Annotated in this window: 11 protein-coding genes and 1 riboswitch; of the genes, 6 read left to right on the plus strand and 5 right to left on the minus strand. The window is 63.7% G+C overall.

Annotated features, from left to right (window positions below; all coding sequences use genetic code 11):
• Positions 1–61: 61 nt before the first annotated feature.
• From AC1RTB_RS15480 to AC1RTB_RS15490, 3 genes are read left to right on the plus strand one after another with little or no spacing between them, the layout of a single operon-like run.
• The gene (locus AC1RTB_RS15480) at positions 62–1,648 is read left to right on the plus strand and encodes an ABC transporter substrate-binding protein (protein ID WP_492879954.1); all 1,587 of its coding nucleotides are present in this window, start codon (positions 62–64) and stop codon (positions 1,646–1,648) included.
• Positions 1,638–2,582, plus strand: a complete 945-nt coding sequence (locus AC1RTB_RS15485; RefSeq protein WP_492879925.1) for an acetamidase/formamidase family protein — start codon at positions 1,638–1,640, stop codon at positions 2,580–2,582. The genes AC1RTB_RS15480 and AC1RTB_RS15485 overlap by 11 nt, the downstream gene beginning before the upstream one ends.
• A 44-nt stretch (positions 2,583–2,626) precedes the next feature.
• Positions 2,627–4,390, plus strand: a complete 1,764-nt coding sequence (locus tag AC1RTB_RS15490) for an ABC transporter ATP-binding protein (RefSeq protein ID WP_492879924.1) — start codon at positions 2,627–2,629, stop codon at positions 4,388–4,390.
• A gap of 212 nt (positions 4,391–4,602) precedes the next feature.
• On the opposite strand, the gene AC1RTB_RS15495 is transcribed toward AC1RTB_RS15490, so the two are convergent.
• The 5 genes from AC1RTB_RS15495 to AC1RTB_RS15515 all read right to left on the minus strand — a co-directional run bounded on the left by AC1RTB_RS15495 (position 4,603) and on the right by AC1RTB_RS15515 (position 10,634).
• Entirely contained in the window at positions 4,603–5,352 is a 750-nt protein-coding gene (locus tag AC1RTB_RS15495) for a F0F1 ATP synthase subunit A (RefSeq protein ID WP_476782007.1), read from the minus strand.
• A gap of 288 nt (positions 5,353–5,640) precedes the next feature.
• Positions 5,641–7,038 (minus strand): dihydrolipoyl dehydrogenase, encoded by a 1,398-nt coding sequence (gene lpdA, locus AC1RTB_RS15500; protein ID WP_492879923.1) that lies wholly within the window; start codon positions 7,036–7,038, stop codon positions 5,641–5,643.
• Between the two features lie 4 nt (positions 7,039–7,042).
• The gene (locus AC1RTB_RS15505) at positions 7,043–8,380 is read right to left on the minus strand and encodes a dihydrolipoamide acetyltransferase family protein (RefSeq protein WP_492879922.1); all 1,338 of its coding nucleotides are present in this window, start codon (positions 8,378–8,380) and stop codon (positions 7,043–7,045) included.
• A 2-nt stretch (positions 8,381–8,382) separates the two neighbouring features.
• Complete coding sequence (locus tag AC1RTB_RS15510; RefSeq protein WP_492879921.1) at positions 8,383–9,396, minus strand: alpha-ketoacid dehydrogenase subunit beta; 1,014 nt, start codon at positions 9,394–9,396, stop codon at positions 8,383–8,385.
• 2 nt (positions 9,397–9,398) lie between these two features.
• On the minus strand, positions 9,399–10,634 hold the full coding sequence (locus AC1RTB_RS15515; protein ID WP_492879920.1) for a 3-methyl-2-oxobutanoate dehydrogenase (2-methylpropanoyl-transferring) subunit alpha: 1,236 nt from the start codon (positions 10,632–10,634) through the stop codon (positions 9,399–9,401).
• A gap of 184 nt (positions 10,635–10,818) precedes the next feature.
• A riboswitch (TPP riboswitch) is annotated at positions 10,819–10,935 on the plus strand.
• Positions 10,936–11,052: 117 nt separating this feature from the next.
• On the opposite strand from AC1RTB_RS15515, the gene thiC reads away from it, so the two are divergent.
• The 3 genes from thiC to thiS are packed head-to-tail and all read left to right on the plus strand — an operon-like array spanning position 11,053 to position 14,037.
• Positions 11,053–12,870 (plus strand): phosphomethylpyrimidine synthase ThiC, encoded by a 1,818-nt coding sequence (thiC, locus tag AC1RTB_RS15520; RefSeq protein ID WP_492879919.1) that lies wholly within the window; start codon positions 11,053–11,055, stop codon positions 12,868–12,870.
• Positions 12,867–13,856 carry a glycine oxidase ThiO gene (gene thiO, locus AC1RTB_RS15525; RefSeq protein ID WP_492879918.1) on the plus strand — a complete coding sequence of 330 codons (990 nt, stop codon included), beginning with the start codon at positions 12,867–12,869 and terminating at the stop codon, positions 13,854–13,856. Before thiC ends, thiO begins: the two co-directional genes overlap by 4 nt.
• Entirely contained in the window at positions 13,840–14,037 is a 198-nt protein-coding gene (thiS, locus tag AC1RTB_RS15530; RefSeq protein ID WP_492879917.1) for a sulfur carrier protein ThiS, read from the plus strand. The genes thiO and thiS overlap by 17 nt, the downstream gene beginning before the upstream one ends.
• The last annotated feature ends 41 nt before the right edge of the window (positions 14,038–14,078 follow it).

Raw genomic sequence — 14,078 nt, forward strand, 5'->3', positions numbered from 1 at the left:
TCGCATGAAACATTGGCTCACCACGACAGTCGCCACGTCAGCGCTCGCGCTGGCGCTCGGCATGGCTTCGGCCACGGCGCAGGAAACGCTCGACCCGAAAGCCAGGCAGGGCGGCGCCATCACCATCACCTACAAGGACGATGTCGCGACGCTTGACCCGGCGATCGGCTATGACTGGCAGAACTGGTCGATGATCAAGAGCCTGTTCGACGGGCTGATGGACTATGAGCCGGGCACGACCAAGCTCCGTCCGGAGCTCGCCGAAAGCTACGAGATCTCGCCCGACGGCAAGACCTTCACCTTCAAGCTGCGCAAGGGCGTCAAGTTCCACAACGGCCGCGAGATGACCGCGGAAGACGTCAAATATTCGCTCGACCGCGTCACCAACCCCAAGACCCAGAGCCCAGGTGCTGGCTTCTTCGCCTCGATCAACGGCTACGAAGATGTCGCCGGCGGCAAGTCGGAAAGCCTTTCAGGTGTGTCAGTGGTCGACCCCTCGACCGTCAAGATCGAGCTGTCGCGGCCCGACGCCACCTTCCTGCATGTCATGGCGATCAACTTCTCCCATGTCGTGCCGAAGGAAGAGGTCGAGAAATACGGCGCCGATTTCGGCAAGCATCCGGTCGGCACCGGCGCTTACAAGATGGCGGAATGGACGCTTGGCCAGCGTCTCGTCTTCGAGCGCAACGCCGACTACTGGCACAAGGGCCTGCCCTATATCGACAAGATCACTTTCGAGATCGGCCAGGAGCCGATCGTGGCGCTGCTGCGCCTGCAAAATGGCGAGGTCGACGTTCCCGGCGACGGCATTCCTCCGGCCAAGTTCCAGGAGGTGATGGCCGATCCCGAGCAGAAGGCCCGCGTCGTCGAAGGCGGCCAGTTGCAGACCGGCTATGTCACCATGAACACGCAGATCGCGCCGTTCGACAACGTCAAGGTTCGCCAGGCCGTCAACATGGCGATCAACAAGGACCGCATCGTCAAGCTGATCAACAACCGCGCCGTGCCGGCCAACCAGCCGCTGCCGCCGTCGATGCCGGGCTACGACAAGGACTTCAAGGGCTACGCCTTTGACATCGAAAAGGCCAAGGCACTGCTCGGCGAGGCCGGCCATCCCGATGGCTTTGAAACCGAACTGTTCGTCATGAACACCGATCCCAACCCGCGTATCGCCCAGGCGATCCAGCAGGACCTGTCGGCGATCGGCATCAAGGCTTCGATCCAGTCGCTCGCCCAGGCCAACGTGATTGCTGCCGGCGGCGAAAAGGACGGCGCTCCGATGATATGGTCTGGCGGGATGGCGTGGATCGCCGACTTCCCCGATCCGTCCAACTTCTACGGTCCGATCCTTGGCTGCGGTGGCGCTGTGCAGGGCGGCTGGAACTGGTCGTGGTACTGCAACAAGGACCTCGACGAAAAGGCGGCCGCCGCCGACTCGATCGTCGATCCGGCCAAGGCCGAAGAGCGCAACAAGATGTGGAGCGACATCTACGCCAAGGTCATGGCGGACGCGCCTTGGGCGCCGGTGTTCAACGAGCAGCGCTTCACCATGAAGTCGCCGCGCATGGGTGGCGACGACAAGCTTTATGTCGACCCGGTCCATATCCCGATCAACTACGACTATGTGTATGTAAACGATGTGCAATAACTGCAACTACACCATCCACGGACGCCACCATCACTTCGGCTGGGACAACTCGTTTGCCCCAGCCGAGCGGGTGGCGCCCGGCTCGACGATCGAATTCGAATGTCTGGATTCGTCGGGTGGTCAACTCAAGGCTGACAGCACCGTCGGCGACATCGCCAAGCTCGACTTCGGCCAGATCAATCCGGTGACGGGTCCGATCTATGTCGAGGGAGCGGAGCCCGGCGATGCGCTCAAGGTGACGATCGACACGTTCAAACCGTCTGGCTTCGGCTGGACGGCGAACATTCCAGGCTTCGGCCTGCTCGCCGACGACTTCAAGGAGCCGGCGCTGAACATCTGGAAGTACGACGCAACGTCGCTCGAGCCGGCCCTGTTTGGCAAGAACGGCCGCGTGCCGCTCAAGCCGTTTGCCGGCACCATCGGCAACACACCCGCCGAAAACGGACACCATTCGGTGGTGCCGCCACGGCGCGTCGGCGGCAATCTCGACATCCGCGATCTGGCGGCCGGCACCGTGCTCTACCTGCCGGTGGAGGTTGCCGGCGCGCTGTTTTCGGTCGGCGACACCCATGCCGCCCAAGGCGACGGCGAGGTCTGCGGCACGGCGATCGAAAGTCCGATGAACGTCGTTCTGACGCTCGACCTGGTCAAGGATGCACGGCTGAAGATGCCGCGCTTCACCACGCCGGGCCCAGTGACGCGCCACCTCGATGCCAAGGGCTACGAAGTGACCACCGGCATCGGGCCTGACCTGATGACGGGCGCCAAGGAAGCCGTCGCCCAGATGGTCGACCTGCTCTCCGCGCGCTACCAGCTAGACCCTGTCGACGCCTACATGCTGGTGTCGGTGTGCGGCGATCTCCGCATCAGCGAGATCGTCGACATGCCAAACTGGGTGGTGTCGTTCTACTTCCCGCGCTGCGTGTTCGAATGAGCGTTGCGGCAGACGCAAAACGCGACGTCGGGGCCCCTGCCCCGATGTCAGACAGGCCGGTGCTCGACGTCACCGGGCTGACTGTTTCCGTGCGCGGCGAAGACGGCGAGCGGCCGGTCGTCTCCGACCTCACATTCTCGCTGGCGCGCGGCGAAACCCTTTGCATCGCCGGCGAATCCGGCTCCGGCAAGTCGATGACGTCGCTGGCCATCATGGCGCTGCTGCCGCAGCCGGCGGCGCGGATCTCCGCCGGTTCGATCCGGCTCGGCGACACCGATCTCGCTACGCTCGATGAAGGGCATATGCGCCGCATCCGCGGCAATCGCATCGCCATGATCTTCCAGGAGCCGATGACCTCCCTCAACCCGGTGCTTTCGATCGGCCGGCAGCTGGTCGAAGCGATCGAGGCCCATACCGGTGTTTCGCGCGCTCAGTCGCGCAGGCTTGCCATCGAAGCGCTGACGGCGGTGCGCATTCCCGAAGCCGAGAACCGCCTCAACCAATATCCTCACGAGCTTTCCGGCGGCATGCGCCAGCGCGTCATGATCGCCATGGCACTGGCGCTGAAGCCAGACGTGCTGATCGCCGACGAACCGACCACCGCACTCGACGTCACAGTGCAGGGCGAAGTGCTCGAACTTTTGCGCGACCTGCAGCGCCAGCACGGCACCAGCGTCATTCTGATCACCCATGACATGGGCGTCGTCGCCGAAATGGCCGACCGCGTCATCATCATGCGCAACGGGCGCATGGTTGAGCAGGGCACGGTCGCCGACATCTTCGAGCGTCCACAAGTCGACTATACACGCGACCTTCTCGCCGCCGTGCCACGCATGGGCACAGGTGCTGCGCGCCACGGCTCCCGCGACAAGACCGAGCAAACAAAGCCGGCGGCGATCGCCGTGGCGCGCGATCTGCATGTACGCTTCGACCTGCATGGCGGCTTCTTCGGCCGGGTCAACCGTCGGGTGCATGCTGTTGAAGGCATAAACTTCTCCATCGCACCCAACGAGACGCTGTCGCTGGTCGGCGAATCCGGCTGCGGCAAGTCGACGACGGCCAAGGCCCTTGCCGGCCTGGTGCCTTACAGCGGCGAGCTTTCGATCGGCGGGCGCAATCTGTCCGGCCTCGACCGGCATGAGCGCAAGGCGGTGCGCCGCGATGTCCAGATGATCTTCCAGGACCCTTACGCCTCGCTCGATCCGCGCATGCGCGTTGGCGATCTGGTCGCCGAGCCGCTCCTGATCCACAACATCGGCACGCCGCGCGAGCGGACCGAGCGTGTGGCTGCCCTGTTCGAACGTGTCGGCTTGTCGGCCGACCAGATGGAACGCTATCCGCACGAGTTTTCCGGCGGCCAGCGCCAGCGGATTTGTATTGCCCGTGCATTGGCGCTGCGGCCGAAGCTGATCATCGCCGACGAGAGCGTGTCCGCGCTCGACGTGTCGGTTCAGGCGCGCGTGCTGGAATTGCTGAAGGAACTGCAACGCGAATTCGGCGTCGCCTATTTGTTCATCTCGCATGACATGGCGGTGGTCGAAAACATCTCCGACCGAGTGGCGGTGATGTATCTCGGCCAGATCGTCGAGATGGGCACGCGCGACCAGATTTTTGCCAACCCGCGCCATCCCTATACCAAGCGGCTGATCGAGGCGGTGCCGGTCCCCGATCCGGTCCAGCGCCGCGCCCGTTTCGCACGCATGGACAGGGAAATCCCAAGCCCGGTTCGCAAACTCGGCGACGAACCAAGGAAGCTTGTGCTCGAGGATATCGGCGGCGGCCATCTGGTTGCGGCATCGGATGCGTGACGGGCGCGCATATTCAATCATCCCGACCGCAACATCATCTGGCTGTTTGCAACTGACGGCGTCTATGCGCTGAAGACGCCGCTGCTGGGCGAGCCCAAGATGGGCATGAGCGACAAGGTCTGGCCGCCGCGCGACTGAGACCGGCCGATAGCCTTCAAATCATCAACCCCGGCCTTGCGCGGGGGTTTTTGTTTCAAGAGACTTGCGCCTGATCAATGGCCGGGGTGCAGCGCGTCGTTCAGATACATGCAGGTCAGCATGGTGAAGATGTAGGCCTGGATCACCGCCATCAAAAGCTCGAGCCCGGTGAGCGCGACCGTCATCGTCAGAGGCAGGATGGCGGCGAAGATGCCGAGGGTTCCCATGCTGCCGAGACTGACCACGAAGCCGGCGAAGACCTTGAGCGTGATGTGGCCGGCGAGCATGACGGCGAACAGACGCACCGAATGGCTGATCGGGCGTGAGATGTAGGAGACGATCTCGATCGGCACGATGATCGGCGACAGGAGCAGCGGCACACCGGACGGCATGAACAGGCGGAAGAAGCCGAGGCCGTTTTTCCAGATGCCGTAGATCGTGACCGTACCGAACACCAGCATGGCGAAAGCGAAGGTCACGATGATGTGGCTGGTCACCGTGAACGCGTAGGGGAACAAGCCCGCGAGATTTGCGATCAGGATGAAGACAAACAGCGAAAAGACGAGCGGAAAGAACTTCATGCCGCTCTCGCCCGCATTGTCGCGCAGCGTCTTGGATACGAACTCGTAGATCAGTTCGGTGATCGACTGCAGGCGGGAGGGCACCAGCGCTCGACCGCTCGTCGAAAGCATGAGGAACAACCCGCCGAACACCACTGCCCCAACCATGTAAGCGGCGGAGTTGGTGAAAGCGAATTCCTGCCCCGCAAACTCGAAGAGGGTGAAAATCGGCTTGATTTCAAATTGTTCTATTGGTCCGGCCACAGTGCCTCTCCGGTCGGTTCGATTTGTGATGCGAAAGCGCGCGCACCGGAACCAGGTCCGGAAGCCAAAACTGACCAAGCGTGCTTACGGTCCGCCAAACGCGGTTCCGCAACTTTTTCGCGATTTTTGAGATGAGTTTCGGTCGGAGTTGCAATTATCGGCGCCATCTTTTGGATGGGGCCGTCCCCGAGCGTTCAAGGCACTGGTCGTCCAGTGCGTGGGCTTGTTAGCCTAAGCTGCCTGCTTCGGCAAGACAGGAAGTGACGCGGCCCAAGGCCGCGTCACAGGTCAGATGTGCAACGCGTGACCGAGCGTGCGCAGCGAAGCCTCGAGGAAAGCCTCGCTCTGTGTCGGATGGGCATGGATGGTGCCGGCGATATCCTCCAGCCGCGCGCCCATCTCGATTGCCAGGCTGAAGGCAGCCGACAGCTCCGAAACGCCAGCGCCGACCGCCTGGATGCCGAGCACCAGATGGTTGTCGGCGCGGGCAACGATGCGCACGAAACCATCCTCGCTCGCCAGCGTCATCGCCCGGCCATTGGCCGAAAACGGGAACTGCGCCGACTTGATCTCGATACCGAGGTTCTTGGCTTCGTCGGGCGAAAGCCCAGCCGTGACGATCTCCGGATCGGTGAAGCAGACAGCGGGAATCGAGCGCTTGTCCCAGCTTCTCTTGTGACCGGCGACAATCTCGGCGACCATTTCGCCCTGCGCCATGGCACGGTGCGCCAGCATCGGCTCGCCCGTGACGTCGCCAATGGCATAGATGCCGCGCATCGAGGTGCGGCACTGTTCGTCGATGCGGATGAAACGGCCGTCGCGATCAAGGTCGATGTCTTCCAGCCCCCAGCCTTCGACAAGCGGCTTGCGGCCGACGGTGACCAGCACCTTGTCGGCAGCGATCTTCTGCTCGCTGCCGTCGGCGGCTTCGACCAGAAGCGCATCGCCCTTGACGCTGAGCCCCTTGGCCTTTGCACCTGATATCACCTTGACGCCGAGCGCTTCGAGGCGCTTGGCGACGGGCCGCGTCAGTTCGGCATCATATTGCGGCAGGATGCGCGGCAAGGCTTCCACGACGGTGACCTTGGAGCCCAGCTTGGCAAAGGCGGTGCCAAGCTCCAGCCCGATATAGCCACCGCCAACAACGGCAAGGGCTTGCGGCACCTGCTTGAGGGCAAGTGCCTCGGTCGAGGAGATGACAGATCCGCCGAAAGGCAGGAACGGCAGCTCGACCGGCACGGAACCGGTGGCGATGACAATGATTTCGGCGCGTATCACTTGCAAGCCGGTCTCGGTGTCGACCTCGACGGTCTTGCCGTCACGAAAGCGCGCCCAGCCTTGCACCGACTTGACCCTGGCCTTCTTGAGGAGCCCAGCGACGCCGCTGGTCAGGCGCCCAACGATACGGTCCTTCCAGGCGACGGTCTTGGCAAGATCGAGCACCGGCGCCGACAGGCTGATGCCAAATGGGCTGGTGCCCGCCGCCATCTCGGAGACCTTGAGATACTCGTCGGCAGCGTGGATCATCGCCTTGGAGGGGATGCAGCCGACATTGAGGCAGGTGCCGCCGGGCTTGGCTGCTTCGACAATCACCGTGTCGATGCCGAGCTGGCCAGCGCGGATGGCGCAGATGTAGCCGCCGGGGCCGGCGCCGATGACGAGAAGCTTGCAGGAAATTTCCTTCATCGCCTCAGCCCTCCATGAAGATCATTGCCGGCGCTTCAAGCAGCGCCTTGATGCGCTGGACGAAGACCGCAGCATCCCAGCCGTCGATGACGCGATGGTCGAAGCTAGAGGACAGGTTCATCATCTTGCGCGGGATGAACTGCGTGCCGTCCCACATCGGCCGCATCATGATCTTGTTGACGCCGACGATCGCCACCTCGGGGTAGTTGATAACGGGTGTGGTGGCGACGCCGCCCATCGCACCGAGCGAGGTGATGGTGATGGTCGATCCGGTCAGTTCCTCGCGCGTGGCTGTGCCTGCCTTGGCGGCATCGGCAAGGCGATTGACCTCGGCGGCGCAGTCCCACAGGTCGCGCGCTTCGGCATGCTTGATCACAGGAACGACCAGTCCGCCCGGCGTCTGCGCGGCCATGCCGATATGCACGCCGGCATGGCGCATGACGATACCGGCGTCGTCATCGAACAGCGCATTGAGCTGCGGCTGCTCGGCAACCGCCTTGACCAGCGCCCGCATCAGGAATGGCAGCAGCGTCAGCTTCGGCCTGTCCGGCTTTTTCGACGCGTTGAGCTTGGCGCGCAATTCCTCCAGTGCCGTGACGTCGATTTCCTCGACATAGGTGATGTGGGGAATACGCGACTTGGCGAGCGACATCTTCTCGGCGATGCGGCGGCGCAGGCCGACGATCTTGATCTCCTCGACCCCGGTCTTGGCCTGCAAGCCAGTTGCTGCCGGCTGTGCGCCGCGCGAGGCGAAAGCGTCGAGATCTTCATGCGTGACGCGTCCGGCAGGTCCGGTGCCAGGGACCTGGCGCAGATCGATACCGGCTTCCTTGGCACGCAGGCGGACAGCGGGCGAAGCCAAGGGCCGTTCGCCTTCCGGTCGCGGCAGGCCAACGGGCGAGCGTGCGGAAGCTGCACCCCCACCCCTAAGGGAGGGGGACCCGGCTTGCGCTTTTCCCGCAACGGTATCGGCCTTGGGTGTTTCAGCTATCGAGGCCGTGGTCGCCGCTTGTCCCCCTCCCCCCTGTTGGGAGGGGCTAGGGGTGGGGGTAGCTTGCGCGACCGGAGTGGAAGGCTTCTCGGCCGTCGCCTCCCCATCGCCGGCCACCTTGATCCGCACGATCGGCGAGCCGACCGCGACAGTGTCGCCGATCTCGGCACCGAGCCAGCTGATCTCGCCATCGACCGGCGATGGAATCTCCACCGTCGCCTTGTCGGTCATGACGGCGGCAAGCACCGCGTCTTCGCGGACAAGGTCGCCGACCTTGACGTGCCACTCGACAAGCTCGGCCTCGGCCACGCCTTCGCCGACGTCGGGAAGCTTGATGACATGTTCGCCCATGCTCAGGCCTCCATCGTTTCAATGAGTGCCTGCCCGACGCGTTTCGGACCGGGGAAATAATCCCACTCCTGCGCGTGCGGATAAGGCGTATCCCAGCCGGTGACCCGCGCAATCGGCGCTTCGAGGTGGTAGAAGCAGTGCTCCTGCACAAGTGCGGCAAGCTCGGCCCCGAAGCCCGAAGTCAGCGTCGCCTCATGCACGACGACGCAGCGCCGGGTCTTCTTGACCGAAGCAACGATGGTGTCGAGATCGAGCGGCAGAAGCGTGCGCAGGTCGATCACCTCGGCATCGATGCCGGTCTCCTCGGCCGCCGCCTGGGCGACATAGACCATGGTGCCATAAGCGAGCACGGTCACCGCTGAGCCCGGCCGGCGGATCTCCGCCTTGCCGAGCGGAGTCGTGTAGTGCCCGTCGGGCACCTCGCCCAGTTCATGCTTCGACCAGGCCGTGACCGGCCGATCATGGTGGCCGTCAAAGGGACCGTTATACAATCGTTTCGGCTCCAGAAAGATCACCGGATCCGGGTCCTCGATGGAAGCGATCAGCAGGCCTTTTGCGTCGAGCGGATTGGACGGCACCACCACCTTGAGGCCGGAAACATGCGTGAACAGCGCTTCCGGGCTCTGGCTATGGGTCTGGCCGCCAAAGATGCCACCACCTGTCGGCATGCGCACGACGATCGGGCAGGTGAACTCGCCATTGGAACGGTAGCGCAATCGTGCCGCTTCCGAAACGATCTGGTCATAGGCTGGATAGACATAGTCGGCGAACTGCACCTCGACGCACGGCTTGAGCCCGTAGGCGGCCATGCCGATGGCAGCACCGACGATGCCCAATTCGCTGATCGGGGCATCGAAACAGCGCGAACGGCCGTATTTCTGCTGCAGGCCTTGGGTGCAACGGAACACGCCGCCGAAATAGCCGACGTCCTCGCCGAACACGACGACATCGTCATCACGCCCCATGGCAACGTCCATGGCGCTGCGGATGGCTTCGATCATTGTCATGCGTGGCATCGCTATACCCCCGCCCTCTGGCGCTGGCGCCTGAGATGCGGCGGCATCTCGGCATAGACGCCCTCGAACATGTCGCGCGTCGACGGCTTGCCGCCGGCATGCAAGGTGCCGTGGCTTTCGGCTTCCTTTTGCGCAGTAATCACCGTCTCAAGGATTTCCGCCTCGGCCTGCTTGTGGCGCTCGTCCGACCATAGGCCGCGCTTGATGAGGTGGTTCTTGAGCCTGATCACCGGGTCGCCCAGCGGCCAGGCGTCGGACTCGGTCTTGGGCCGATAGGCGGACGGATCATCCGATGTCGAATGCGCGCCGACACGGTAGGTGACGTATTCGACCAGCGTCGGCCCGAGATTGCGGCGCGCGCGCTCTGTCGCCCATTTGGCCACGGCGTGGACTGCGAGATAGTCGTTGCCGTCGACACGCAAAGCCGGAATGCCGAAGCCGAGGCCACGCGCGGCGAAGGTGCCTGAACCGCCGCGAGCGATGCCCTGGAAGGTCGAGATCGCCCACTGGTTGTTGACGATGTTGAGCACGACTGGCGCCTTGTAGGTCGAGGCGAAGACCAGTGCTGCGTGAAAGTCGCTCTCGGCGGTCGCACCGTCGCCGACCCAGCCGACGGCGATCTTGCTGTCGCCCTTGATCGCCGACGCCATCGCCCAGCCGACAGCCTGGATGTACTGCGTCGTCAGGTTGCCGGAGATCGAAAAGAAGCCGTGCTCCTTCGAGGCATACATCACCGGCAGCTGCCGGCCCTTCAGCGGGTCGCGCTCGTTGGAATAGATCTGGTTCATCATCTCGACCATCGGATAGCCGCCCGCGATCAGCAGGCCGGCCTGGCGATAGGTCGGGAAATTCATGTCGCCTGGGTTGAGCGCCTTGCGGAAGGCGCAGCTCACCGCCTCCTCGCCCATATGCTGCATGTAGAACGACGTCTTGCCCTGGCGCTGCGCCATCTGCATGCGCGCATCGAAGGTGCGCAGCGTCACCATGTGGCGCAGGCCTTCGAGCTGTTCCTCGTCGGTCAGCGTACCAGCCCACGGCCCCACCGCGTCACCTTCGCGGTTGAGCACGCGGATGATCGAATAAGCGAGATCGCGGATGTTACGCGGGTCGACATCGACCTCGGGCCGCATGACCGATCCGGCCTTGGGAATCGGCACATTGGAAAAGTCGGGTGTCCCGCCGGGCCGAACCTCGGGCTCGGGCACGTGGAACTTGAGTGGCGAGGGATTGTCCGTCACGGATGTTCCTCCTGTCTCGCGCGCAGGCCTACTGGTCCTCCCTGCGCGGCAGACATTTATGTCAGTAACACTGACCTATTATCCCAACGCTTTGGAAACCGCAATGGCCCTCGGTGCGAGTTTGGCATTGTCGCGACAATATCGAAAGCCCGGTTGACAGGAAGCACATTCCGCGCTCATCCTTAGGGCTCACCAGGGGGGTCCCGACAAGGGGCTGAGATACTGCTAGCTCGCGCAGCGCAGTGACCCGTTGAACCTGATCCAGTTCACACTGGCGTAGGGACGGTGCGAGGCTTTGCGGGTCGGCTTCTTCCGGCTTAGGCATTCGGGCAAATCGCCCGGAGTCCCCAGGCAAAACCTCACCTCCTCCTTTCCGCACGAACTGGGTCTCCGTTGCACCAGAGCAAGGAGGCTCACCATGAATGCCCTGACCCCGACCGTCACGACAGGCGCACTGCCCGCCTCGAAGAAGGTCCACAAACCAGGTCTCATCCATCCCGGCATCCGCGTGCCGATGCGCGAAATCTCGGTGCACCCGACCGCCATGGAGCCGCCCGTCACGGTCTATGATTCGTCCGGTCCCTACACCGACGCGACTGTGACAACCAATATCGAGGGCGGCCTGGCAAGGCTGCGCGAGGATTGGATCGTCGCCCGCGGCGACGTCGAACGTTACGACGGCCGCACCGTGAAAGCCGCAGACAATGGCTTTGTCTCAGGCGAAAGGCTGACGCCGGAATTCCCAGTCCGCAACAAACCGCTGCGCGCCACCGGCGGACGCGCAGTCACCCAGATTGCATATGCCCGCGCCGGCATCATCACGCCGGAGATGGAGTTCGTCGCCATCCGCGAAAACCTCGGCCGCGAGCAGTTGCGCGAGAAGATGAAGCGCGACGGCGAGAGCTTTGGTGCTGTCATTCCCGACTTCGTCACGCCCGAATTCGTCCGCGAAGAGGTCGCGCGCGGCCGGGCGATCATCCCCTCCAACATCAACCATCCCGAGAGCGAGCCGATGGTCATCGGCCGCAATTTCCTGGTCAAGATCAACGCCAATATCGGCAACTCCGCCGTCACCTCGTCGATGGCCGAGGAGGTCGAAAAGATGGTCTGGTCGATCCGCTGGGGCGCCGACACCGTGATGGACCTGTCGACGGGCCGCAACATCCACAACATCCGCGACTGGATCATCCGCAATTCGCCGGTGCCGATCGGCACGGTGCCTCTCTACCAGGCGCTGGAGAAGGTCAGCGGCGTTGCCGAGGACCTGACCTGGGAGATCTACCGCGACACGCTGATCGAGCAGGCCGAGCAAGGCGTGGACTATTTCACCATCCATGCCGGCGTGCGCCTGCCCTATATCCATCTGACCGTCGACCGCGTCACCGGCATCGTTTCGCGCGGCGGCTCGATCATGGCCAAATGGTGCCTGCACCATCACAAGGAGAGCTTCCTCTACGAGCATTTCGAAGAGATCTGCGACATCTGCCGCACCTATGACGTTGCCTTCTCGCTCGGCGACGGTCTGCGTCCCGGCTCGATCGCGGACGCCAATGATGCCGCCCAGTTCGCCGAACTGGAAACGCTCGGCGAACTGACCCAGATCGCCTGGGCCAAGGACTGCCAGGTGATGATCGAGGGCCCCGGCCATGTGCCGATGCACAAGATCAAGGAGAACATGGACAAGCAGTTGGAGGTTTGCGGTGAGGCCCCGTTCTACACGCTCGGGCCTTTGACCACCGACATCGCGCCCGGCTACGACCACATCACGAGCGGAATCGGTGCGGCGATGATCGGCTGGTTCGGCACGGCCATGCTTTGCTACGTGACACCCAAGGAGCATCTCGGCCTGCCCGACCGCGACGACGTCAAGGTCGGCGTCATCACCTACAAGATCGCGGCCCATGCCGCCGATCTCGCCAAGGGTCATCCGGCGTCCAAGGTCAGGGATGACGCGCTGTCGCGGGCACGTTTCGAGTTCCGCTGGGAAGACCAGTTCAACCTGTCGCTCGACCCCGACACGGCCCGGTCCTTCCACGATGCGACCCTGCCCAAGGAAGCACACAAGGTGGCGCATTTCTGCTCGATGTGCGGGCCGAAATTCTGCTCGATGCGGATCTCGCACGACATCCGCAATGAGGCGCGCGCCGCCGGCATGGCGGCGATGGCGGAGAAATTCCGCGATGGCGGCGACCTCTATATGGCGGTCGAAGAAACGGAGGCGGCAGGCCAGCCATGAAAGTGTTGGTCAGGGGCGCGGGCGTCGCCGGTCTGACACTTGCGCACGAACTGGCATCGCGCGGCGCAAGCGTCAGCGTCGTCGACCGTCGCAGGCAGATCGCCGGCAATGCCTCATGGCAGGCCGGCGGCATGCTGGCGCCGTGGTGCGAGCGCGAGAGCGCCGAAGAAGCGGTGCTGACCTTGGGAAGGCAGGCGGCGGACTGGTGGGACAGCGCCCTGCCCGGCCATGTCGTCCGCAACGGAACGCTTGTGGTCGCACCCGCCCGAGACGTAGCCGAACTCGACCGTTTCGCCAGCCGCACCTCTGGTCTCCGCGCCCTCGACGCCGAGGCAATCGCGGCCCTCGAACCGGACCTCGAAGGCAGGTTCGGACGCGCCTTGTTCTTCGCGGAGGAGGCGCATCTCGACCCACGCCACGCGCTGCTCGGGCTCAGGGAAAAGCTGATCCAGATGGGCGTGCATTTCGAGTTCGGCTACGGGGCGGTGCAGATGCGTGGCACCGCTGATTTCGAGGCCGACTGCACCGGCATGGCAGGCGGGCAGCCAAGCCTTCGCGGCGTGCGCGGCGAGATGCTGTTGCTGCGCACATCTGATGTTTCGCTGTCACGGCCTGTCCGGCTGCTGCATCCGCGCATACCGGTCTACATCGTGCCGCGTGCTGACCATCTGTTCATGGTCGGCGCCACGATGATCGAAAGCGATGCGACCGGGCCGATCACCGCACGCTCGATGATGGAGCTGCTCAACGCGGCTTACGCATTGCACCCGGCTTTCGGCGAGGCCGAGATCGTGGAAACCGGCACAGGCGTGCGACCGGCATTTCAGGACAATCTTCCGCGCGTCGAGCGTGATGGCAACAGGCTCAGCATCAACGGCCTCTACCGCCACGGCTTCCTGCTCGCGCCTGCCATGGCGCGGCAAGCGGCCGACCTGATGCTCGGTTCGCAGACGACAAAGGAGCTTGCCGATGAAGCTCACCATTAACGGCGAAAGCCATGACGTTTCAGCCGCCACGCTCGCCGCCCTGTTGGCAGAACTCGACTACGAGGGCGGCTGGCTGGCGACGGCCTTGAATGGCGAAGTCGTGCCGGCGCGGGAACGCGACGACTGCGCGCTCTCCGAAGGTGACCGCATCGAAATCCTCGCACCAATGAAGGGCGGCTGAGATCATGGCGGCCTTACCCCCACCCCTAACCCCTCCCCACA

This window comes from Aminobacter sp. GW821-FHT11F06 (assembly GCF_058808215.1).